Genomic DNA, 21409 nt, shown 5'->3' with positions numbered 1-21409 from the left:
ACCGGGCTCCGCCCGGACCCGCCACCGCGCTCCGCGCGGTGTTTCGGGGGCTCTGCCCCCGCACCCCCGCGCCTCAATCGCCGGCGAGGCTGACACAGTCAGCCCGTCCGGCGTTCGAGGACACCGCGCGGAGCGCGGTCCGGGGTCCGGGGCTTGCCCCGGTTCGGGAAGGGGCGGGGTGGGGGAAAGCCCCGCGCAGCGGGCCCGTGGCGCCGACGCTCGGGGCCCGACGCCCCCGCGCAGCGGCCCAAGTCCCCGCGACGACGGGGCCCTCCGGGTAACGCCCCCCCCGCCCTCGCGCAGCGGCCCCGCCCCCGCGGCAACGCTCCCGCGCAGCGGCCCAAGCCCCCGCAACGACGAGGCCCTCCGGGCAACGCCCCCCGCCCTCGCGCAGCGGAACCCGCCCTCGCGCAGCGGGACCCGTTCGCTACTTCGTCAGGTCCGCCTCGAGTTCGTCCAGGATGCGGGACGCCGCCGTGTAGCCGATGCCCTGGATCCACAGTTCGTCGTCGACCGCGAACACCTTGTTGGTCTCGACCGCCTTCATGCTCTTCCACAGCGCGCTGTCCAGCGTCTGCTTCTGCTTCGCCTTCTCCGGGTCGCCGTACGTCGAGTGGAAGACGACCTCCGCGTCCGCGAGGTCGATCTTCTCGGGGCTCACGTCGTAGGAGAAGCCGTCCTTGGCCTTGTCGGTGATGGCCGGGCGGCCCAGGCCGACGTCCGCGAGGATCGTCGAGATGTAGTTCTTCTTGCCGTAGATGCGGATGTCCGCGCCCTCGACGAAGCGGACGACGTTGACCTCGGTCGCCGCCGCCTTCTCCTTGCCGCCGAGCGCCTCGGTGACCTTTCCGGCGTGCGCCTCGTACGCGGCGACGGCCTTCGCCGCCTCCGCCTTCTTGCCGAGCGCGTCCGCGTGGGTCCGGAAGTTCTCCTTCCAGGGCTCGCCGGTGGTCTCGGTCATCACCGTCGGCGCGATCTTCTTCAGCTCGGCGTACTTGTCGCCGTGGCGGATCTTGCTGGTGAGGATCAGGTCGGGCTTGAGCGCGGCGATGGCTTCCAGGTTGGGGGTCATCATCTCGCCGACGTCCGTGATGCCTTCGAGCTTGTCCTTGGGCAGGTAGTTGAGGAAGCCCGACTCGGTGCCGGCGTGGGTGGCGCCGACGGGCTTCACGCCCAGGGTGATCGCGGAGTCGAGCTCGGCGGTGTCGAGGACGACGACGCGCTTCGGCGCGTCGGGGACCTCGATGTCGCCCATGGCCGTCTTCACCGTGTGCTTGCCGCCGGACGCCGCCGGGTCGGAGGGGGTGGCGGCGTCGTCGTTCGCGCCGCAGGCGCTCAGCGTCATCGCGGCGGTGAGGGCCAGGGAACCGGCGAGGAGGCCGCGGCGGCGAAGCATGCTGCTCATGAACGGGAACCTTTCAGACGGACTGTGAGGTGGACGTGGGGGTCTTGGGCCGGCCCGGCGGGGCGTACGGCGCTCCCGGCACGACGAGCGGGGACCCGGTCACCGGGTCGGGGACCACGACCGACTCCATGCCGAACACCTCGCGGACCAGGTCGGCGGTGACGATGTCGGCCGGGGCGCCTTCGGCGACGATCCGGCCGGCCTTCATGGCGACGAGATGGTCGGCGTAGCGGGCGGCCTGGTTGAGGTCGTGGAGCACGGCGACGACCGTGCGGCCGCGTTCGTGGTTCAACTGCCGTACGAGGTCGAGCACCTCGACCTGGTGCGCGATGTCGAGGAACGTCGTCGGCTCGTCCAGCAGCAGCAGGTCCGTCTCCTGTGCGAGCGCCATCGCGATCCACACGCGCTGCCGCTGACCGCCCGACAGTTCGTCGACGGGACGGTCGGCGAGGGCCGTGACGTCCGTGCGTTCCATGGCGTCGGTCACGGCGCGTTCGTCCTCCTGCGACCACTGCTGCCACCAGTGCTGGTGGGGCTGGCGGCCGCGGGCCACGAGGTCGGCGACGGTGATGGCCTCCGGCGCGACCGGGGACTGCGGCAGCAGCCCGATCGACCGGGCGATCCTCTTCGTCGGTATCGCGGACAGTTCCGCTCCGTCGAGGAGGACCGCGCCGCCCTTCGGCTTCAGCAGCCGGCCCAGCGCCCGCAGGGTGGTCGACTTGCCGCAGGCGTTGGGGCCGACGATGACGGTGACCCGGCCGTCGGGGACCGCGAGGTCGAGTTCGTGCACGACCGTGCGGTCCTCGTAGGCGAGCGTCAGCTCGCGCGCCGTCAGCCTGCTCACGACTTACCTCCAACGGTGCGGCTGCGAACGATCAGCCAGATCAGGTACGGGGCGCCGATCGCGGCCGTCAGCACACCCACCGGGAGCTCCGTGGGCGAGAACATCCGGCGGGCCGCGAGGTCGGCGAGGACGACGATCACTGCGCCGAGCAGCGCGGAACACAGCAGCGGGATCTGCGCGGTGCGGGTCATGCGGCGGGCGATCTGCGGTGCGAGCAGCGCCACGAAGTCGACGGGCCCGGCGGCGCCGGTCGCGATCGACGCCAGTACGACCCCGAGGAGCACGAGCCCTAGCCGTACCCGGCCGAGCCGTACGCCGAGGGCGGTCGCGGTGTCGTCGTCCATGGAGACGGTGCGCTGGGCGCGGGCGGCCCACAGCACGGCGGGCAGCAGGACGAGCAGCGTCCAGCCGAGCGGCGCGGCCTCCTCCCAGCCGCGGCCGTTCAGCGACCCGGTCATCCAGATCTGTGCCTGCTGGGCGACGAGGTAGTCGCCCTTGGTCATGAACAGCGTCGTGACCGAGCGGAGCGCGATGGCGAAGCCGATGCCGATGAGGACGAACCGGGTGGCGTGCAGCCCGCCGCGCCAGGCGAACACGTACACCAGCGCGGCGGCGACGATGCCGCCGGTGACGGACAGGTACGGCAGCACCGAGTACGAGGTGACGCCGAACGTCATCGCGCCCACGGTGAGCGCGCTCGCGCCCTGGCTGATGCCGATGATGTCGGGGCTGGCGAGCGGGTTGCGCGCGACGGTCTGGATCAGCGCGCCGGCGACGCCGAAGGCGGCGCCGACGAGGAGTCCGAGGACCATCCGGGGCAGCCGCAGCGTCCCGACGACGAGTTCGTCCGGCGAGGGCTGCCCGAGGACGACCTTGAGCACCTCGGCGGGGGCGACGAAGCTCTCGCCGACGCTGAGGTAGGCGACGCACCCCGCGGCGAGCACCGTGGCGAGGCCGAGGGCGATGGCGGCGGCGCGGCGGTGCAGCAGGAAGCTGCCGCGGGCGGTGCGGACGAGGGTGTAGCCGGCGGGCCGGATCCGGCGGCCGGTGAGGGTCTCCGCGCTCATGCCGGCACCGCCTTGCGGCGGACCAGGGTGACGAGGAACGGCACACCGATGAGCGCTGTCATCACGCCCGCCGGGACCTCGCCGGGCGGGAAGACGATCCGGCCGATGACGTCGGAGACGAGCAGCATCACCGGGCCGACGAGGGCCGCCATCGGCAGCACCCACCGGTGGTCACTGCCGACGACGGCGCGGGCGATGTGGGGAACGGCCAGGCCGATGAAGGCGATCGGGCCGGCCGCCGCCACCCCGGCGCCGGTGAGCACGGTCGCGCCGACGCCGCCCACGATCCGTACCGTGGCGACGTTCTGGCCGAGGCCCTTCGCCATGTCCTCGCCGAGCGCCAGCGCGTCCAGGCCGCGGGCCACGGAGATCACCAGGACGGTGCCCACGAGCAGGAAGGGCCAGATCTGGCCGACCACTTCGGCGTCGCGGCCGGCGACCGAGCCGACCTGCCAGAAGCGGAACTCGTCCAGCGCCGCCGCCTTCGTCGTCAGGACGCCCATCGTCACGGAGACCAGCAGGGCGTTGATCGCCGCGCCGGCGAGCGCCAGTTTGACGGGCGTCGCGCCGCCCCGGCCACGGGCGGCGATCGCGTACACGGCGACCGAGGCGATCGCCGCGCCGACGAAGGCGAACCACACGTATCCGCTCAGCGTGTGCACCCCGGCGAAGGCGATCGCCAGCACCACGCCGACCGAGGCGCCCTGGCTGATGCCGAGGATGCCGGGGTCGGCGATCGGGTTGCGGGTGATGCCCTGGAGGACCGTGCCGGCGAGGGCCAGTGCCGCGCCGACCATCAGTCCGATGAGGGTCCGCGGCACCCGGAGCTCGCGTACGACTTCGGCGTCGGGGCTGTGCCCGCCGTTCAGTACGGCGTCGAGGACGGCGGTCGGGGCGACCGAGCGCGCCCCGACCGCGAGGCTGAGCAGCACCGCGAGCAGCAGGGCCGCGACGGCGGCGGCCGTCCACCCGATGCGGCGGGCCGCGAGCGCGCGTCTGGCTGACATGGGAACCAATCGAGGTGCGGTCGTGTCGGGCGTGAGAACGGGCCGAGGCCGGAGCGCAGCGCCGGTACCGGGCCGAGGTTGGTAAGGCTTGGCTAAGTCTATGCGTCCGAAAATGCGTGCCTACGGGCGGGCACAATGACCCCCATGGCCCCTCACTCCGCCCCGCGCCCCCTGACCGTCGGCTTCGACCTCGACATGACGCTCATCGACTCCAGGCCGGGCATCCGGGCCGCATTTCGCGCGCTGTCCGAGGAGACGGGAGTTCCGATCGACGCCGACCTGGCTGTTTCGCGCCTCGGGCCGCCGCTGGAGCAGGAGTTGGCGCACTGGTTCCCGGACGGGCGGATCCAGGAGACGGCCGACAGGTACCGCGAGATGTACCCGGTGTACGCGATCGCCCCGACGCCCGCGATGCCCGGTGCCCGTGAGGCCATAGCCGCGGTCCGGGAGTCCGGGGGCCGGGCGATCGTCGTCACGGCGAAGCACGAGCCGAACGCGAAGCTCCACCTCGCGCACCTCGGCATCGAGCCCGACGAGACGATCGGCTGGCTGTGGGCGGAGGCCAAGGGGGAGGCGCTGCACGAGCACGGGGCGAGCGTGTACGTGGGCGACCACATCGGCGACGTGCGGGGCGCGCGGGTCGCCGGCGCGCTCTCCGTGGCGGTGCCGACGGGTCCCTGCGACGCGGACGAACTGCGCGCGGCGGGTGCGGACGTGGTCCTCGACGACCTGACCGCGTTCCCGGCGTGGCTGCGTTCCTACCGCGCGGTTCCGGCCTGACGCCGCTGCGCGGCGATGGAACGCAGCACGCCCGCGGCGGCGACCATGAAGCCGACGCCCATCAGCATGCTCACCATGTAGGCGACGGTCGGAAAGGGCTCGGTGCCCAGGAACAGCGGGGCCACCGTGACCAGAGTGGCCACGGCGCCGATGATGAACAGGACGGCACCGGCACGCACCAGCCCGTCGCCCGGGGCGGGAGCGGTGGCGGGAGGAGTAGCAGTCATTCGGCCAGGGTAGTTCCCTTGCGCGTACGAACCGACCGGGGACGTCTTGTCACCAGCCTCTGGACCATTAGCCTTGGGGGTGGCGGGTCAGGCGACCCGCTGTAGTGCTATCAAGAGCCGTTTTTCGGCGGACCGACTTGCGGTGCCCCAGCGCCCAACGAGTACGAGGACGAGGACAGACGTGCCTACCGGCAAGGTCAAGTGGTTCAACAGCGAGAAGGGCTTCGGCTTTCTCTCCCGCGACGACGGCGGCGACGTCTTCGTGCACTCCTCCGTACTCCCGTCCGGGGTAGAGGCCCTGAAGCCGGGCCAGCGCGTCGAGTTCGGTGTGGTGGCCGGCCAGCGCGGCGACCAGGCACTGTCGGTGACGCTGCTGGACCCGACGCCGTCCGTGGCGGCCGCGCAGCGGCGCAAGCCGGACGAGCTGGCGTCCATCGTGCAGGACCTCACCACGCTCCTGGAGAACATCACCCCGATGCTGGAGCGCGGCCGTTACCCCGACAAGGCGCAGGGCGCGAAGATCGCCGGTCTGCTGCGCGCGGTGGCGGACCAGCTGGACGTGTAGCCGTCCCGCGGCCGACGACATGGCACCCGGCGCGGAAGGACCCGGAGTTCCGGGCCCGGCGCCGGGTGCGTCGTCGTTGCGTGAACGCGCGGTGCGTCAGACGAAGTCGAGCGCGCCCGGGCCGAGGGGCGGTACGAGCCCTTCTGCCGCGGCGCGTGTGAGCAGTCCGCGCACGGCGGCGTAGCCGTCGTCACCGAGGTCAGCGGTGAACTCGTTGACGTACAGCCCGATGTGACGCTCGGCGACGGCCGGGTCCATCTCCTGGGCGTGCTCGAGCACGTACGGCCGCGAGGCCTCCGGGTCGTCCCAGGCCATCCGTACGGACGTGCGGGCCGACTCGGCGAGCAGGCGCAGGGTCTCCTCCCCCAGCGACCGCTTGGCGATGATCGCGCCGAGTGGGATCGGCAGGCCCGTCGTGGACTCCCAGTACTCGCCCATGTCGGCGAGTGAGTGCAGCCCGTAGTCCTGATACGTGAAGCGGGCCTCGTGGATGACGAGTCCGGCGTCGACCTTGCCGTCGCGCACGGCGGGCATGATTTCGTGGAACGGCATCACGACCACCTCGCCGACGCCGCCCGGCACGACCTCCGCGGCCCACAGCCGGAACAGCAGGTAGGCCGTCGACCGCTCGCTCGGCACGGCGACCGTCTTCCCGCTCAGTCCCTCAGAGCCTCCGGCCCGGGAGGTCCGCCCGGCGCCCGGCTCCCGCGTGAGGACCAGCGGGCCGCAGCCCCGGCCCAGCGCGCCGCCGCACGGCAGCAGGGCGTACTCGTCGAGCACCCACGGAAGCACCGCGTACGACACCTTCAGCACGTCGTAGTCGTCGGCGCCGCCGTGCTCGGCCCATCCGTTGGTGAGGTCGATGTCCGCGAACGTCACGTCCAGCGCGGGCGCGCCGGGGACCCGGCCGTGGGCCCAGGCGTCGAAGACGAAGGTGTCGTTCGGGCAGGGCGAGTACGCGATACGCAGGGTCACGGTTGCTCCTGAAGGACGGGGGCGAGCTGCTGGAACGCCTTCCGCAAAGCGGCCAGCGCCTCGCCGATGCGCCAGGCCGCGCGGTCGCGGGGGCCGACGGCGTTGGAGACCGCGCGGATCTCGACGACGGGCACGCCGTGGGCGGCGGCGGCCTCGGCGACGCCGAAGCCTTCCATCGCCTCCGCGGCGGCACGCGGGTGCCGGCGGGCGAGCTCGGCCGCCCGGGCTGCGCTGCCGGTGACCGTGGACACGGTCAGCACGGGCGCGTGGGCGGCGCCGATGGTCGCGGCGACGAGTGCCGACAGGCCGGCGGGCGAGGGATGCACGGTACGGCCGAAGCCGAGCTTGTCGACGGGCAGGAAGCCGTCGGGCGTGTCGGCGCCCAGGTCGGCGGCGACGACGGCGTCGGAGACGACGAGCGATCCGACGGGCGCGTGCGGCGGGAAGCCGCCGCCGATCCCGGCGGAGACGACGAGACCGTACGGCGTGCGGGCCACGGCCAGGGCGGTCGCGGTCGCCGCGGCGGCAGCGGCGGGGCCGACCCCGCCGACGAGCACGTCGTAGTCGGGGGTGGGCGTCAGCGCGTAGCCGCCCGGGAGCGGCACGGCGGCGGCATCCGGAGGACCGGCGTCCGCGACGACGGCGGCGGCCTCCGCCGCCACCGCGGTCACGACAAGCACACGCACGGTGTCACCCTCCGGTCCCGGTCAGGACTCCTTCTCGAACTGGAAGTTCCAGATGCCGACGACCTTCTGGCCCTTGGTCTCCATGACGCTGACGGCCGTCTTGGTCGTCGGCTCGCCGGTCGCGGAGGAGAAGAAGGCGTTGCCGGGGATCGTCCGGTACGTCTTCTTGAAGGGCTCCTGCTCCACCGGCTGCGCGCCGAACAGCAGGGTCCAGCCGTTGTCCGCGATCTCTGGGTCGACACCCATGCGGACCTGGTCGTCCATGGCGACCTTGATGGTCTTTGACGGCTTCTTGGTCAGGCAGCCCTGGATCTCGGACTCCTTGATCGCCTCGCCGTCGTTGTAGCAGGCGGCCTCCGCGTGGACGGAGTCCGAACCGATGGTCACCGTGACGAGCGGCGTCGGCTTGTCGCAGGCGGAAAGGACGAGGAGCCCGGCGGAGACGGCACCGAGAGCGGCAGCGGCCCGGCGGCGCTTGCCCGAGAAGAACGCAACGGTCATGAGCCGAAGGCTATCGGGCGCGCTTCGCCCTGCCGCGCGGGGGTGCGCGGCGCGGCGGCCCGAAGCGCGCCCCGGTTACGCCGCGGGAGGTACCCGTGACCGCACGTCGCACGGCCGGCGGGGCGCCTGCGGGGGCCCGGAGCTAAGCCACCCGGGCCTTCGGCGTGGCTCCGCGGTGACGGGCCGCGCCGAGCAGTCCGCGTCCCGCGGAGACGGCTCCCACCGCGACGATGCCCGCGGCCACCGACATGCCCACCACGCCGTTCAGCGGCAGCACGATGCCGATCGCGCCGCCCACCACCCACGCCATCTGAAGCAGCGTCTCCGACCTGGCGAACGTCGAAGTGCGGACCTGTTCCGGCACGTCCCGCTGGATCACCGCGTCCAAGGACAGCTTCGACAGCGCCTGGGACAGCCCGGCCGTCGCGCCGAGGACCGCCACCATGCCCGTGCCGAAGAAGACGGCCGCCGCGACGGCCGCCGTCAGCACGAGCGAGAGCATCGTGACGATGATCGCCTCCGGGGCGCGGGCCTTGAGCCAGGCGCCGATCGCCGTGCCGAGCGCGTTGCCCGCGCCTGCGGCGACGCCCACCATTCCCAGCGAGACCGCGGCCGACTGCCCGGCGAGCGGATGCTCGCGCAGCAGGAACGCGAGGAAGAAGATCAGGAACCCGGACAGCGCGCGATGGGCCGCGTTCGCCTGGAGGCCGTGCAGCACCGACGGGCCGACCGTCCGCAGCGTCGGCCTCTTCTCGCCGTGCGCGAGCATGCGCACGGGCGTCTCGCCCTTCGCCGAGTCGACCTTGGGCGGCATCGTGAAGGCCCAGTACGTGCCGAGGACGAACAGCGCGCACGCCCCGTACAGCGGCCACTGCGGGCCGATCTGCTGGAGCCCCACACCGATCGGCGCCGCGGCGCCCGTGGCCAGCAGACCTGCCAGTGTCACCCGGGAGTTCGCCTTCACCAGCGCGAACTTCGGTGGCAGCAGCCGTGGCACGACGGCGCTGCGGACCACCCCGTACGCCTTCGACGACACCAGCACGCCGAGCGCCGCGGGATACAGCTCCAGGCCGCCCGTCGCGACCGCGCCGGACATCATCAGCGCCAGCAGCGCGCGGGCGAGCATCGCGCCCGCCATGGCCGCGCGCCGGCCGTGCGGGAGGCGGTCGAGGAGGGGGCCGATCACGGGAGCGAGCAGGACGAAGGGCGCCATCGTGACGGCCAGGTACAGCGCGACCCGGCCGCGTGCCTCGTCGGTCGGGACGGAGAAGAAGACCGTGGACGCCAGCGCGACGGTGATCATGACGTCGCCCGCGCCGTTCACTGCGTGCAGCTCGATCAGCTTCCCGAGGCCCGATTCGCCGGCGCCGTGCGCGTGCGTCGCCCTGCGGATGCCGCGGGCGGTGCCGGTGAACGGAAGGTGCAAGGCACGGCCGACCGCCCGGCCCGCCCTGCGGGCCGGGCCGTCTCCTTCGGACGACCTTGCGGCTGCCACCCCGTCATAGTGCCCCAAGCCCGGCTGCCCCGAACCGGATCCCCGCCCGCGGTGCGGCGTGTTTTCTCCTTGCGGAGTTCTGTGGGTGTTCCCGCGGTGCTCCCGCGTGGATATGTGACCGGTCCGTGCCGGGCCGCCGCCCGGTTCCCGCGGTCCCCGACCTGTTCCCCGCCCCCTTCCTGCCCGGTTCCCGCACCGTTCGTGCCGGTCGCGGCGGCTCTTTCGCCGGGCCCGGTTCGGTCCGGGTTGGGACGGGCAGGTGGGCTGCGGGCGAAGGAAGGGGTAGCGTGCGTAGCGCGCCACCGGCGGTTGTTCTCGGCCGCGCGCCTCTTCGGCATCCCGCAGAATGGATGACGTTAGGTGTGCCCGGGATCAGGACGGTCCGGGCGTGTGGACGTCGATGCGGCCCTCTGGTCCGCTCCGTGCGCCGCCCCGTACCTCGTCATCGGCCGAGCGCATCCGTGAGACGGCGTAGGAGAGAAGCGAGACTAGTGAGTGCTGCGACGACGCGAAGCCGTACCCCCGACCGCCTGTGCGCCGAGGCGGTAGACCTCGCCAGGGAGGCGGCCGAGGAGGCCGCGGCGCCCGGGGTGGTCGGAGAGCATGTGTCGCTCGTCTCCGAGGGGGACCGGGTCGTCACGCACTTCTTCGAGTGCCAGGAGCCCGGCTACCGCGGCTGGCGCTGGGCCGTGACCGTCACCCGCGCCTCACGGGCGAAGAACGTCACCCTTGACGAAACCGTCCTGCTGCCCGGCCCCGACGCGCTCCTGGCGCCGGAGTGGGTCCCGTGGAGCGAGCGGCTGCGGCCCGGCGACATGGGCCCCGGCGACCTGCTGCCGACCGAGGCCGAGGATCTCCGCCTCGAGCCCGGCTACAGCGGCGAGGACGAGCCGCCGCCGAACTCGGTCCTCGCGGAGCACCCCCCGACGCACGACCTGGTCGAACTGGCCGAGGCGGAGGACGCGGAGTTCACCGACCGCAGGCCGGCGATCGAGTCCACGACCAACAGCGGCCGTGGCCAGATCGCGGCGCTCGCCGAGGAGCTGGGCATGCGCCGTGCGCGCGTGCTGTCCCGGTACGGGCTCTACGCGGCGGCCGACCGCTGGGAGGAGTCCTACGGCGCGAAGACGCCCATGGCACAGGCTGCCCCGGCGTCCTGCGTCTCCTGCGGCTTCCTGGTCCCGATCGCGGGCTCGCTGCGGCAGGCGTTCGGCATCTGCGCGAACGAGTTCTCGCCGGCCGACGGCCGGGTGGTCTCGCTGGCGTACGGCTGCGGCGGCCACTCGGAGGCCGCGGTGATGCCGAAGCCGCCGACACCGCCGCCGCCGGTCTTCGACTCCATGGCGGCGGACGAGTTCCCGCTGCGTCCGCCCCGCGACGGCGGCTCCGTCCCGGAGGAGCCCGACGGCACGTCGGACGACCTCGGCCACTCCTAGCGGACCGGGCCGCGGCCCGACGACACCCGACCGGGCCCGGGGCGTGTGGCGACGGCCCACCCGGTGCGCGTGGCCGGAGACCCGCCTCTCTCGGCCGCGGCCGAGTCCTGCCCTGTGCGGATGGACCCGGGCCCTCCAGGCCCGGGCCCGCGATGCGTGGCTCTGGGCCGGTGCGTGGCGAGGGTTCACGCGGGTGCCGTGCGTGGCTCGGGCTCGCGTCGTTCCGTGCCTGCCGGCGTGCTGGCCCGGCCCTGTCCGGCCGGTGGCGACGGCCCAGCACGGGTCCTGATTCCGCGCTCCTCCGGGCCCGGGGGCCCCGAGCCTGACTCTGACCCGCGCCTCGGGTTCCCCGTGCCTGCCGGCGTGCTGGCCCGGCCCTGTCCGGCCGGTGGCGACGGCCCAGCACGGGTCCTGATTCCGCGCTCCTCCGGGCCCGGGGGCCCCGGGCCCGACTCTGACCCGCGCCTCGGGTTCGGAGGTTCCATGTCCCGGCCCGCGCTCGGTTCGGGCGCAATGGCCCGGCTCCGGGCCGTGCTTACTGGGCCCAGGGGGCCGTGGTCCCGCTGGGTCTCTCCCCTTCTCGGCCTGGGCGCGCCCCAGCTGTGCCCCCCCCGCTTCCTCGGTCCGGGGGCCCGTTCTGCCCCGGTGCGTCGCGGCGTTCCGGGCGGGGCCGACGGGTCGGGTGATCCCGGGGGCTCCAAGCGCGTGGGGGACGTACCGGCATCCCCGGCCCGCACGCCGGGGACGTGAGTCCGGTCGCGCGGCGTGCCGCGGTGGTTCCGGCGGTGCGTCGGAGGGGTGTGGGGCCGGCGGGGAAGGGGGACACGCCCGGTGCGTCGCGGCGGGCGGTGGGCGCGGGCCGCACCCCGCGCCGGTACGCGGTACCTTCGGGCGCATCAGGAGTCGCAGCAGGCCGGCGTGGCCGGCCCCGCGCCCGGGAGCCGTAAGAGAGTGGAGCACAGCGTGAGCGTCAGGACGACCGAGTGGGCCGACCCGTTCGGGACGGCGCGGCTGCGGCGCGGCGTGCTCGACGCGTGGGGCGCGAGCCCCGCCCGCTTCCGGGAGGACGCCAACGCCGAGGAGGACCTCGCCCTCGGCGGCTACCGGGACCGCCTCGTCGTCGAACTGGCGCAGAACGCCGCCGACGCCGCGGCCCGTGCCGGTGTCCCCGGCCGGCTGCGGCTGAACCTGCGGCCCGCCGGCGCGGACGGCGAGCCCGCCGTGTTCGCCGCCGCGAACACCGGCGCCCCGCTGGACGCCACCGGTGTCGAGTCGCTCAGCACCCTGCGGGCCTCCGCGAAGCGTGAGGGCCACGAGGCGGCCGTCGGCCGGTTCGGCGTCGGTTTCGCCGCTGTCCTCGCGGTCAGTGACGAGCCGGCCGTCATCGGCCGTCACGGCGGCGTGCGCTGGTCCCTGGCGGAGGCCAGGGAGCTGGCGGGCCGGGCAGCCGAGGCCAGCCCCGGCCTCGGGGACGAACTGCGCCGCAGGGACGGCCACGTACCGCTGCTGCGGCTACCGCTGCCCGCGGAGGGCACCGCACCGGAGGGCTACGACACGGTCGTCGTGCTGCCGCTGCGGGACGGCGCCGCCGTGGACCTCGTCGAGCGTCTGCTCGCCGGCATCGACGACGCGCTGCTGCTCACGCTGCCCGGCCTCGCCGAGATCGTCATCGAAACCCCCGATTCGACGCGGGTGTTGAAGCGTTACGAGCAGGAGCCGTACGTCCGCGTCGAGGACAGCGTCCACGGCGAGCGCCGCTGGCGGGTCGTCAGCCACGGCGGGGCGACCGAGCCGGCGCTGCTGGCGGACCGGCCGGTCGAGGAGCGGCTGCGGCCGCACTGGACCGTCACCTGGGCCGTACCCGTCGACGACGAGGGCGCGCCCGCCCGGCCGCTCACCGCGCCCGTGGTGCACGCGCCGACGCCGACCGACGAGCCGCTGGGCGTGCCCGCGCTGCTCATCGCGTCGCTGCCCCTGGACACGACCCGCCGCCACCCGGCCCGCGGGCCGCTCACCGACTTCCTGGTGGAGCGCGCGGCGGACGTGTACGCCGAACTGCTCGGCGGCTGGCAGCCGGTGACCACCGGCCTCATCGACCTCGTGCCCGGCCCGCTCGGCAAGGGCGAACTCGACGGCGCGCTGCGGGCGGCGATCCTGCGGCGCCTGCCGCGCACCGCGTTCCTCGAGGCGGCGGTCCCGCGTGACGTGTCCGACGAGGACACCGGACTGCCGGACCGGGTGACCACCGGTGGTCTGCGGCCCATCGAGGCGGAGGTGCTGGAGGGCGCGGGCACGGACACGGTGCGCGTCCTGGCGGAGGTCATGCCGACGCTGCTGCCCGCCGGCCTCGAGCGCCGGGTGGAGCTGCGCACGCTGGGCGTGGCACGGGTGCCGCTGACGGAGGCGATCGACCGGCTGGCCGGCCTGGAACGCGAACCGGCCTGGTGGCACCGCCTGTACGACAGCCTCGCCGGCGTCGACCCGGACCGCCTGTCGGGACTGCCCGTCCCGCTCGCCGACTCGCGCACCACCATCGGCCCGCGCCAGACGCTGCTTCCGCTCGCGGACACCCCGGCCGACCTGGCCCGCCTCGGCCTGAAGGTCGTCCACCCGGACGCCGCCCACCCGTTGCTGGAGAAGCTGGGGGCGCTGCCCGCGACGCCACGCGCCGTTCTGCGGACACCGCAGGTGCGCGCGGCGGTGGCGGCCTCACTCGACGAGGGCGAGGTGTGGGACGAGGATGCCGACACGCTCGACGCCGAGGAGCTCGCCGAGACGGTGCTCGCGCTGGTCCGCGACGCGGAACTGGAGCCGGGCGACGAGCCGTGGCTCGGCGCGCTCGCCCTGCCCGACGAGGACGGCGAACCGGCTCCGGCCGGCGAACTGGTCCTGCCGGGCAGCCCGTTCGCGTCGGTGATGCGCGAGGGCGAACTCGCCCTGTGCGACGCCGAGCTGGCCGAGCGGTGGGGCGAACAGCCCCTCGCCGCCTGCGGCGTCCTCGCGAACTTCGCCCTGGTGCGCGCCACCGACGTCGTCCTCGATCCCGATGAACTCGAGCCGCGCGAAGGCGACTTCGCCGAGCCCGACGACGCGGGCCTGCTCGACGCGGTGGACGTGTGGGCAGAGGACGTCCTCGACCGGCTGCCGGACACGCCCGTGCCGCCGGTCGCCACGGAGATCGTCGCCGTGCGCGACCTGGACCTGGTGGACGACGACCGCTGGCCGCAGGCGCTGGCACTGCTGGCGCAGCCGCCGCTGCGGGACGCGCTCACCCAGTCCGTACGGATCCTGCTGCCGGACGGCACGACGGAGACCGTGCGCCCGTACACGGCGTGGTGGCTGCGCGACCATCCGGTGCTGGACGGCCGCCGCCCCGCCGGTCTGCGCGCGTCGGGCGCGGACCCGCTGCTGGAGGGCCTGTACGAGTCGGCCGACACGACGGGCTTCGCCGACGCGCAGGTGCTGCACGCCCTCGGCGTCCGCACCTCCGTCGCGGCGCTGCTGGACGAGCCGGGCGGCGCGGCGGAGCTGCTGTCCCGGCTGGCCGAGCCCGACCGTGAGGTGACCGGCCGACAGCTGCACGGGCTCTACACGGCGCTCGCGGAACTGGACCCCGACCAGGTCACGCTCCCCGACGAGCTGCGCGCGGTGGTGGACGGAGAGGTACGTGTGGTGGACGCCGCCGACGCGGTCGTCGCGGACACCCCTGACCTGCTGCCGCTGTGCGCCGGTCTGCCCCTGCTCCCGGTGGCGCCGACCCGCGCGGCCGACCTGGCGGACCTGTTCCAGGTCAGGCGCCTGAGCGAGACGGTGGACGCGGACGTCACGACGGAGGGCGAGGAGCACGAGGTCCCGGAGTCCGTCCGTATCCTGCTGGGCCCGGCGACGCCCGACTCGTACGTCGAGCACGAGGAGCTGGTCGCGGGCGGCACCGAACTCGACTGGCGCCGCACCCCCGACGGCGTGCTGCACGCCGCGACGCTGGAAGGCGTGGCGGCCGGTCTCGCCTGGGCGGCGGGCCAGTGGCCCCGCCGCTTCGAGGTCGCGGCGCTGCTGGAGGACCCGTCCCGTACGGAGGAGCTGGCGCGGGACCGCTGGTTCGACGCGTAGTCCGCCGCCGGGGGCCAGGTGCTGTCCGCGCGTACTTGCGAGGGAATCGCACCTGGTCACAGGGCGTATGACGGCTGTAGCCGCAAGGCGATTCCTGTGCGACGGTGGGTGCCATGGCGGGGATTCGGCACACTCATCCGAACGGGCACCACCACCACGGCGGCGATCACGAGCACCACGGCGGTCACGACCACGGTCCTGTGCGCGGCGGGGCGCGGCACCGTCTCGCCCACCTCCTCCGGCCGCACAGCCACGAGTCCGGTGACAAGGTCGACGCGGCGATGGAGACGTCCCGCGACGGGATGCGCACGCTGTGGATCTCGCTCGTCGTTCTGGGAGCGACGACTGTCGTCCAGGCCGTCATCGTCGCCCTGTCCGGGTCGGTGGCGCTGCTCGGCGACACGGTTCACAACGCCGCCGACGCGCTGACCGCCGTCCCGCTCGGCATCGCCTTCATGCTGGGCAGACGCGCGGCGAACCGCCGCTTCACGTACGGCTACGGGCGGGCCGAGGATTTGGCGGGCATCGTCATCGTGGCCGCCATCGCGGCGTCGGCGGTCGTCGCCGCCTGGATGGCCGTCGACCGGCTGCTGAACCCTCGCGACATCACGCATCTGTGGGCGGTCTCGGCGGCGGCGCTGGTCGGTTTCGCGGGCAACGAGTGGGTCGCCCGCTACCGCATCCGCACCGGCCGGCGGATCGGCTCCGCCGCGCTCGTCGCGGACGGCCTGCACGCCCGTACGGACGGATTCACCTCGCTGGCCGTCCTGTTGGGCGCGGGCGGCGCCGCGCTGGGCCTCCGGTGGGCCGATCCGGTCGTCGGTCTGCTGATCACCGCCGCCATCCTGCTGGTCCTGAAGGACGCCGCCCGCGAGGTCTGCCGGCGTCTGATGGACTCGGTCGACCCGGCCCTCGTCGGGACGGCGGAGACCGCGCTGCGCGGTGTGGAGGGCGTGCTGGACACCGGGCAGGTGCGGATGCGGTGGATCGGACACGCGCTGCGGGCGGAGGCCGACATCGTGGTCGATCCGCAACTGACCGTCGTCCAGGCGCATTCGCTGGCGGTCGCGGCCGAGCACGCGTTGATCCACGCCGTACCCCGGCTGACGGCGGCCACCGTCCACATCGACCACCGTCCCGTCGAGGGCGATCCACATGCGGCGCTCGCCCACCACGGCATTGTCAGTGCCGGCTGAAAGGATCGGCGGATGACCGACTCCGCAGCGATCACCGCGTACTGGGATGCAGCCGCCGCCGACTTCGACGCCGAGCCCGACCATGGTCTGCGGGCCGCCGGGACCCGCGCCGCCTGGTCCCGACTGCTCACCGCCTGGCTCCCGTCGGCCCCGTCGTCCGTGCTGGACGTCGGCTGCGGCACGGGCTCGCTCTCCGCTCTGGTCGCGGAGGCCGGGCACCGGGTCACCGGGGTCGACCTCTCGCCCCGGATGGTCGACCAGGCTCGCGCCAAGCTCTCCGCCGCCGGTCTCCCGGCCCGTTTCCTGGTGGGCGACGCGGCGGCACCGCCCACCGGCGACGAGCGGTTCGACGCCCTGCTCTCCCGCCACCTCGTGTGGACCCTGCCCGACCCCGGGGCCGCCCTCGCCGACTGGACGGCCCGCATCCGCCCCGGCGGCACGCTGATCCTCGTCGAGGGCCGCTGGCGCGAGTCCGGCCAGGCCGGTGTGGAGTACGTGGCGGGCGCGGAGGCCCTGCCCTGGCACGGCGGCGTCACGGCCGCCGACCTGTCGGCCGCCGTCCGCCCTCTCGTGACCGATCTGCGCGTCGAACCTCTCAGCGGCGACCCGGCCTTGTGGGGCGGCCCGGTGACGGACGAGCGTTACGCCTTGATCGCCCGCGTCTGACGGCGCCGCCGGCCTGCGCGGCATACGGATCCCGGGCGGGAACCCTGCGCTCAGGCGCGTACGTCGGACCGCGAGACCACGGGCACGGTCCCACGGCCGACGGCGACCAACAGGGTCCGATCAAACGTCGCGAGCCGTCAGGGCCAGGTGCGCTCGATGCGGTCCCGCCGTACGGCGTACGCGGCGGGGCCGCCCTTCTTGACGGCCCGATGGATCGCGTCGCGGTGCGCGTCGAGACGCTCGACCATCTCGATGCTGCGGAGCTGCTGGTTGTCGAGGTAGAAGAGCACCGCACTGCGGTCGAGTACGGGCTCCTCCCGCAGCCGTCGGATTCTGCATCGTCGCACAACCACGTCTGCCCGCGGGCGCCGCCGACGTATGCGCGGGTCAGCACGCCGTCGCCAGGCCCGCGGCCGGTGGGCAGTCGCGGCAGCGGCCCGGTTCCGCCGCGCGGAAGGCGCGTTCGCAGCCGCCGTCGCAGGTCTGCCAGGGGAGGGCGGCGGGGGCCGTGGGCCGGTCGGGGAGGGGTGGGGGGAGTTCCCGGAGGCGGTAGGCGAGGATCCGGGCCGGGCGGGCCCGCAAAGGCTCCGGCAGGCGGGTGGTGAGGTGGGTGGTGATGTCCTCGGGGCCGACGCCGTGGTCGAGCCGCTGGGTGACCGCCGGGGCGAGCTGGTCCGCCTCGCGCCGGGACAGGATCAGCCTGCGGTCCACGATGCGCAGCGAGGCCAGGATCACCGCGGCGCGGGGGTCGGGAGCGGGGTGGGCGGCCGGGTCCGCCGCGGGCTCCGGTTGTGCGGCGCCGGTCTCCATGGCGGGCGCCGGGGCCGGTTCGTGGTCCGGCTCGGGCGCGGGCTCTCGCGGTGGCGACGGCTCCGGGTCGTCGCCCGATGGCACGGGTGGCACGTCGTGGAAGAACGTCCGCGTGCGGAGCCGGCCGCTCGGACCGCGCTCGCGGCGCCGCTCCAGATAGCCGTCCGCCTCCAGCTCCCGCAGGGCCCGGGAGATGAGGATCTCGCCCTCGGTGAAGTGCTCGCACAGCGCGTCGATGCGGACGGGCGCGCCGTCCGGGATGTAGCCCGCGACGCCGACCGTGACCGCGCTGCCCCGGCGCTGGAGCAGGGCGTTGGCGATCACCGTGAAGTCACCGGCGAGCCGGGTGCGGACGTGGATGACGCCGGAGGTCGGAGCTCCGGCGGGGGCGCGCAGGGGCGCGTTAGACTGCCGTTCAGCCATCGGGAAGGTATCGCTTCCTGATCGGTGAGGCCCTCGATCGGGATTGCCGTCCCGGCCGGGGGCCGTCATATGTCTGAGGTTGTTGCCGCGAACGTAACGGCCAACTTCCCGCCCCCGCAAGCCGGTCACCCGTCCGGGTGATGCGGGGAGGGGAGGGTGGGCAGGTGGTTCTTTACCTCAGGTTCTTCGGGGGAGTTCGTGGCCCGCCGACCCCTCGCGGGCGAGGTCCCGGCGGGCCGGGAAGACCGGCGTACGGACCGGGTCCCGCTCGGCTCAGGCCCGGTCGGCGGCCTTCAACTCGCCTATGAACGCGGTCCAGGACGTCGTCGTGAAGGTGAGCGCGGGACCGTGCGGGGCCTTGCTGTCACGCACCGGAACCACGCCGGGGATTCCGTCGGCGACCTCGACGCAGTTGCCGCCCTCCTGATTGCTGTAGCTGCTCTTGCGCCAGGCGGCGTCGCGCGGACCGGGAAGGGAGCTCGGGGTCACGGTAGTCCTCCTCCATCGCGGATCGGATCATGGTGAGCGACCTGCGCGGGGGCAGGGCCGCTGCCCGCAGCCGATCGTAGGCCACCGCGAAACGCCGCACATCCGGCCGGTCTTCGAAGAGCTGACCGTGGTCCGCGCCTTCCGTGTAGGCGACTTCGGATCCGTCCGCCAGGGTCAGCACGGTCAACGAGCCGCCCAGCACGTCGTGCGCGCCTTCGTCGAACGGCAGGACCTGCACCGTGATGTGCGGCTCGGCGGCGGCCTCCAGCAGACGCGCGAGCTGCCGTCGCATGACGTCGTCCCCGCCGATCCGCTTCCGCAGCACCGTCTCGTCGAGGATCACCAGCAGTTCCGGGCGGTCCGGCGAGCCGAGCCGCTTCTGCCGCTCCAGCCGGGCGGCCAGCCGCTCCTCCAGGTGCTGCTCGTCCCGGTGGGACAGGCCGACGCTCAGCACGGCCCGGGCGTACTCCTCCGTCTGCAGGAGACCCGGCACGACGTGCGCGGTGTACTCACGGATGGCCTCGGCCCGCGCCGAGTACGCCATGAACGTCCGCGACCAGTCCGGGAACGACTCCCGGTAGACGTGCGGCCACAGGTCCACCAGCAGCCCGTCCGCTCCGAGCGCCGCGTCGAGCGCCCGCGCGAGCTCCAGCGTCGGACGGGCGCCGGACGCCCGCTCGACCTGCGTGATGCGGGTGCTCACCACATGGGTCTTCGCCCCCAGTTGGGCCTGTGTCAGGCCGGCGGCCGTCCGCAGGCGGCGGACCCGGCAGCCGAAGAGCGCGGCCATCGACTCCTCGGGCTCAATTCCTTTGGCCATGGGCTTACTTCCGTTCCTTACGGCTTGCGGTGTAAGGCTGCATGCCCTTCCGAGCGTAGAGCCGCGCGACGACTCTTGAACACGGAACGTCACGGTCCGTACACCCACGGGTCGTGCCTCAAGAGAGCGGCGAACCGGGATGGGCGACACAGTGCTGAAGACCATGACGACGCCGGGCGAGGGCCCGGACCACCAGTCGGCGGCGGACGAAGAGCCGTGCACCGAGAGCCGGTTCGCGGCGCTGTTCGGCTCGACACCCCGGGGCGCGCGGTTGGCCCGGCGGGTCGCCGTGCGGCACCTGGCCGAGTGGGGTCACCCCGCCGGCTCCGACCTCTCCTGCACCGTCGCCCTGCTGGTGGCGGAGCTGGCCGGGAACGCCGTACGGCACGGTCGCGTACCGGGGCGGGACTTCCGGCTCCGGCTGACGCTGGACGTACGGCGGGTGCGCGTCGAGGTCTCGGACGCGTCCTCGGTGCATCCGCCGACCGACGTACGAACCCCCGCCGCCGATGACGTGTCGGGCCGGGGGCTGGTTCTGGTGGACGTACTAGCCGACCGCTGGGGCGTGGAGCCGCGCCACCCCGCCGGGAAGACCGTCTGGGCCGAAGTGGCGGCTCAGTGCCCGCCCTTGGGTTCCCTGCAGCCGCCCTCGACGTAGTGCCCGTGCGCCTCCGCCTCCGCCGGGTCGGCCAGAGTGCCGGTGATGCACGGACCGGCGTCCGGGATGCTGAACGTGAACCCCGGGGCGGCGCCTGTTTCGTACACCTCCACCGTCTCCGGCGGATAGCCGAGACGGCCGAGTGCGGAGCGCAGCGCCTTCTCGTCGTGTACGCCCGCCAGGCCGGCGGTGATCCGGCGGGCGTGCGCGTCGCCCCGGCAGCGGGCGTCGGTGTCCAGGCGTGCCTGTGCCTTGTAGGCGTGGTTCTCCGCGACCTTGCGGGACCACGGGTCGGTGGGCGCCTCGGAAGGAGTCGGTTCCTCGGACGGCTTCGACGGCGCGTCGGCACAGATCTTCGCCACCTCCGGGAACCTCCGGTCGTGCGCGGCCTTCGCCGCCTTGGCCCGCGCTTCGTAGTCGATGGCCGGGGCGCTCGACGTGTCAGGCGTCGCAGTGGCGCCCGGGTCGTCGCCGACGACGGTTCCGCAGCCGGTGACGAGAGGCAGCGACAGCAGCACGGCGGCAACGCCGGTGACGGTGGGGGCGAGACGTTTCACCTGGGCACTCCGGCGGTCAGGGGAGGGGCGGGCGTACGCGGTCCGTCGATCCTTCCGCCCTGTGGGCGGCGTTGTCATGAGTACGCCTACTTACCCGGGTGCGCCGGGCCGGGCCGGCGGCTAGGCTCGGCCGTGTGACTGCCGGGTCGGCCATGGGCCACGCACGAGTGAGGCGCCCGGCCTCGGCGTGAGCGCGGGGCGGGCCAGGGGCCCGCCGCTGTCTCTCCTTCTCTGACATGTCCCTTGAGGAACCAAGACCTGGAGAGTCGCCACACCATGCCTCAGCAGCAACCCCCCGTCACATCCGTCCAGCTGAACCACACCGCCGTGTACGCCAAGGACCGCCGCCTGTCGGCCGAGTTCATCGCCGCGATCCTGGGCGTCGAAGTCGCCGCCCCGTTCGGGCCGTTCCTGCCAGTGGACCTCGGCAACGGCGTCACGCTCGACTACTACGAGCTCGCCGACGAGCCGATCCAGCCGCAGCACTACGCGTTCCTCGTGCCCGACGAGCAGTTCGACACGATGATCGCCCGCCTGGAGGCGGTCGGTGTCACGTACTACGCAGACCCGAGCCACACCGAACCGGGTGCGATCAACCGTCTGTTCGGTGGTCGCGGCGCGTACTTCGACGACCCGAGCGGCCACAACATGGAGATCATGACCCGGCCCTACGCCCGGCCGTAGCGGACGCA

Annotated in this window: 21 protein-coding genes and 1 pseudogene; 8 read left to right on the top strand and 14 right to left on the bottom strand. The window is 73.7% G+C overall.

Translation table 11 applies throughout. The features are described from left to right. Window positions 1–427 precede the first annotated feature (427 nt). The 4 genes from ACTMTU_RS21925 to ACTMTU_RS21910 are packed head-to-tail and all read right to left on the bottom strand — an operon-like array spanning window position 428 to window position 4323. The gene (locus tag ACTMTU_RS21925; RefSeq protein ID WP_441265201.1) at window positions 428–1405 is read right to left on the bottom strand and encodes an ABC transporter substrate-binding protein; all 978 of its coding nucleotides are present in this window, start codon (window positions 1403–1405) and stop codon (window positions 428–430) included. A gap of 13 nt (window positions 1406–1418) precedes the next feature. Further along, window positions 1419–2249: an ABC transporter ATP-binding protein gene (locus tag ACTMTU_RS21920; protein WP_441265200.1), complete on the bottom strand. Its 831-nt coding sequence runs from the start codon at window positions 2247–2249 to the stop codon at window positions 1419–1421. Next, window positions 2246–3316: a FecCD family ABC transporter permease gene (locus tag ACTMTU_RS21915; protein WP_441265199.1), complete on the bottom strand. Its 1071-nt coding sequence runs from the start codon at window positions 3314–3316 to the stop codon at window positions 2246–2248. Before ACTMTU_RS21915 ends, ACTMTU_RS21920 begins: the two co-directional genes overlap by 4 nt. Further along, window positions 3313–4323, bottom strand: a complete 1011-nt coding sequence (locus ACTMTU_RS21910; protein WP_441265198.1) for a FecCD family ABC transporter permease — start codon at window positions 4321–4323, stop codon at window positions 3313–3315. The genes ACTMTU_RS21915 and ACTMTU_RS21910 overlap by 4 nt, the downstream gene beginning before the upstream one ends. A gap of 135 nt (window positions 4324–4458) precedes the next feature. On the opposite strand from ACTMTU_RS21910, the gene ACTMTU_RS21905 reads away from it, so the two are divergent. Further along, the gene (locus ACTMTU_RS21905) at window positions 4459–5103 is read left to right on the top strand and encodes an HAD family hydrolase (protein WP_441265197.1); all 645 of its coding nucleotides are present in this window, start codon (window positions 4459–4461) and stop codon (window positions 5101–5103) included. On the opposite strand, the gene ACTMTU_RS21900 is transcribed toward ACTMTU_RS21905, so the two are convergent. After that, a complete protein-coding gene (locus tag ACTMTU_RS21900) occupies window positions 5082–5330 on the bottom strand; it encodes a hypothetical protein (RefSeq protein WP_441265196.1) in 249 nt (82 codons plus the stop codon). The genes ACTMTU_RS21905 and ACTMTU_RS21900 overlap by 22 nt on opposite strands. Before the next feature lie 181 nt (window positions 5331–5511). On the opposite strand from ACTMTU_RS21900, the gene ACTMTU_RS21895 reads away from it, so the two are divergent. Continuing rightward, a complete protein-coding gene (locus ACTMTU_RS21895) occupies window positions 5512–5895 on the top strand; it encodes a cold-shock protein (protein ID WP_005315833.1) in 384 nt (127 codons plus the stop codon). A gap of 96 nt (window positions 5896–5991) precedes the next feature. Here ACTMTU_RS21895 and ACTMTU_RS21890 read toward each other — a convergent pair whose 3' ends face one another. From ACTMTU_RS21890 to ACTMTU_RS21875, 4 genes are all read right to left on the bottom strand, one after another. Beyond that, window positions 5992–6870 (bottom strand): 1,4-dihydroxy-6-naphthoate synthase, encoded by an 879-nt coding sequence (locus ACTMTU_RS21890; RefSeq protein WP_441265195.1) that lies wholly within the window; start codon window positions 6868–6870, stop codon window positions 5992–5994. Further along, a complete protein-coding gene (locus ACTMTU_RS21885; RefSeq protein WP_441265194.1) occupies window positions 6867–7556 on the bottom strand; it encodes a futalosine hydrolase in 690 nt (229 codons plus the stop codon). Before ACTMTU_RS21885 ends, ACTMTU_RS21890 begins: the two co-directional genes overlap by 4 nt. A gap of 21 nt (window positions 7557–7577) precedes the next feature. Beyond that, window positions 7578–8057: a DUF2771 domain-containing protein gene (locus tag ACTMTU_RS21880; RefSeq protein WP_441265193.1), complete on the bottom strand. Its 480-nt coding sequence runs from the start codon at window positions 8055–8057 to the stop codon at window positions 7578–7580. A gap of 142 nt (window positions 8058–8199) precedes the next feature. Next, window positions 8200–9552, bottom strand: a complete 1353-nt coding sequence (locus ACTMTU_RS21875) for an MFS transporter (protein ID WP_441265192.1) — start codon at window positions 9550–9552, stop codon at window positions 8200–8202. Between the two features lie 491 nt (window positions 9553–10043). Between ACTMTU_RS21875 and ACTMTU_RS21870 the strand changes: the two genes are divergently transcribed. From ACTMTU_RS21870 to ACTMTU_RS21855, 4 genes are all read left to right on the top strand, one after another. After that, window positions 10044–10988: a DUF3027 domain-containing protein gene (locus tag ACTMTU_RS21870; RefSeq protein ID WP_441265191.1), complete on the top strand. Its 945-nt coding sequence runs from the start codon at window positions 10044–10046 to the stop codon at window positions 10986–10988. A 963-nt stretch (window positions 10989–11951) separates the two neighbouring features. Further along, window positions 11952–15098 carry a sacsin N-terminal ATP-binding-like domain-containing protein gene (locus ACTMTU_RS21865; protein WP_441265190.1) on the top strand — a complete coding sequence of 1049 codons (3147 nt, stop codon included), beginning with the start codon at window positions 11952–11954 and terminating at the stop codon, window positions 15096–15098. A gap of 113 nt (window positions 15099–15211) precedes the next feature. Further along, the gene (locus ACTMTU_RS21860) at window positions 15212–16294 is read left to right on the top strand and encodes a cation diffusion facilitator family transporter (RefSeq protein ID WP_441265189.1); all 1083 of its coding nucleotides are present in this window, start codon (window positions 15212–15214) and stop codon (window positions 16292–16294) included. Window positions 16295–16306: 12 nt separating this feature from the next. Continuing rightward, complete coding sequence (locus ACTMTU_RS21855) at window positions 16307–16960, top strand: class I SAM-dependent methyltransferase (RefSeq protein ID WP_441265188.1); 654 nt, start codon at window positions 16307–16309, stop codon at window positions 16958–16960. A 137-nt stretch (window positions 16961–17097) separates the two neighbouring features. Here the strand turns inward: ACTMTU_RS21855 and ACTMTU_RS21850 are convergent, their stop codons facing one another. From ACTMTU_RS21850 to ACTMTU_RS21835, 4 genes and pseudogenes are all read right to left on the bottom strand, one after another. After that, window positions 17098–17307: a hypothetical protein gene (locus ACTMTU_RS21850; protein ID WP_441265187.1), complete on the bottom strand. Its 210-nt coding sequence runs from the start codon at window positions 17305–17307 to the stop codon at window positions 17098–17100. Between the two features lie 40 nt (window positions 17308–17347). Further along, a complete protein-coding gene (locus ACTMTU_RS21845) occupies window positions 17348–18193 on the bottom strand; it encodes a hypothetical protein (protein WP_441265186.1) in 846 nt (281 codons plus the stop codon). Between the two features lie 273 nt (window positions 18194–18466). Beyond that, window positions 18467–18589: pseudogene (locus tag ACTMTU_RS21840) on the bottom strand (DUF397 domain-containing protein); the annotation flags it as partial. Beyond that, window positions 18558–19472, bottom strand: coding sequence for a helix-turn-helix domain-containing protein (locus tag ACTMTU_RS21835; RefSeq protein WP_441265213.1), 915 nt, complete (start codon window positions 19470–19472; stop codon window positions 18558–18560). The pseudogene ACTMTU_RS21840 and the gene ACTMTU_RS21835, both read right to left, overlap by 32 nt. Before the next feature lie 169 nt (window positions 19473–19641). On the opposite strand from ACTMTU_RS21835, the gene ACTMTU_RS21830 reads away from it, so the two are divergent. Next, a complete protein-coding gene (locus ACTMTU_RS21830) occupies window positions 19642–20160 on the top strand; it encodes an ATP-binding protein (protein WP_441265185.1) in 519 nt (172 codons plus the stop codon). Here the strand turns inward: ACTMTU_RS21830 and ACTMTU_RS21825 are convergent. Then, complete coding sequence (locus ACTMTU_RS21825) at window positions 20118–20717, bottom strand: hypothetical protein (protein ID WP_441265184.1); 600 nt, start codon at window positions 20715–20717, stop codon at window positions 20118–20120. The genes ACTMTU_RS21830 and ACTMTU_RS21825 overlap by 43 nt on opposite strands. 276 nt (window positions 20718–20993) lie before the next feature. Between ACTMTU_RS21825 and ACTMTU_RS21820 the strand changes: the two genes are divergently transcribed. Next, the gene (locus ACTMTU_RS21820; protein WP_441265183.1) at window positions 20994–21401 is read left to right on the top strand and encodes a VOC family protein; all 408 of its coding nucleotides are present in this window, start codon (window positions 20994–20996) and stop codon (window positions 21399–21401) included. Window positions 21402–21409: the final 8 nt, after the last annotated feature.

Origin of the sequence: Streptomyces sp. OZ13 (assembly GCF_052068155.1) — a bacterium.
In the GTDB taxonomy this organism is placed as follows: Bacteria; Actinomycetota; Actinomycetes; order Streptomycetales; family Streptomycetaceae; genus Streptomyces.
Note: the sequence above shows the minus strand (reverse complement) of the source record. Positions and strands in the feature narration are given on the sequence as shown.

Coding starts and splice junctions, on each gene's coding strand:
- ACTMTU_RS21845 (WP_441265186.1), bottom strand. CDS start 18,193: ATGGCTGAACGGCAGTCTAACGCGCCCCTGCGCGCCCCCGCCGGAGCT.
- ACTMTU_RS21835 (WP_441265213.1), bottom strand. CDS start 19,472: ATGGCCGCGCTCTTCGGCTGCCGGGTCCGCCGCCTGCGGACGGCCGCC.
- ACTMTU_RS21925 (WP_441265201.1), bottom strand. CDS start 1,405: ATGAGCAGCATGCTTCGCCGCCGCGGCCTCCTCGCCGGTTCCCTGGCC.
- ACTMTU_RS21860 (WP_441265189.1), top strand. CDS start 15,212: ATGGCGGGGATTCGGCACACTCATCCGAACGGGCACCACCACCACGGC.
- ACTMTU_RS21820 (WP_441265183.1), top strand. CDS start 20,994: ATGCCTCAGCAGCAACCCCCCGTCACATCCGTCCAGCTGAACCACACC.
- ACTMTU_RS21880 (WP_441265193.1), bottom strand. CDS start 8,057: ATGACCGTTGCGTTCTTCTCGGGCAAGCGCCGCCGGGCCGCTGCCGCT.
- ACTMTU_RS21900 (WP_441265196.1), bottom strand. CDS start 5,330: ATGACTGCTACTCCTCCCGCCACCGCTCCCGCCCCGGGCGACGGGCTG.
- ACTMTU_RS21855 (WP_441265188.1), top strand. CDS start 16,307: ATGACCGACTCCGCAGCGATCACCGCGTACTGGGATGCAGCCGCCGCC.
- ACTMTU_RS21910 (WP_441265198.1), bottom strand. CDS start 4,323: ATGTCAGCCAGACGCGCGCTCGCGGCCCGCCGCATCGGGTGGACGGCC.
- ACTMTU_RS21830 (WP_441265185.1), top strand. CDS start 19,642: ATGGGCGACACAGTGCTGAAGACCATGACGACGCCGGGCGAGGGCCCG.
- ACTMTU_RS21905 (WP_441265197.1), top strand. CDS start 4,459: ATGACCCCCATGGCCCCTCACTCCGCCCCGCGCCCCCTGACCGTCGGC.
- ACTMTU_RS21915 (WP_441265199.1), bottom strand. CDS start 3,316: ATGAGCGCGGAGACCCTCACCGGCCGCCGGATCCGGCCCGCCGGCTAC.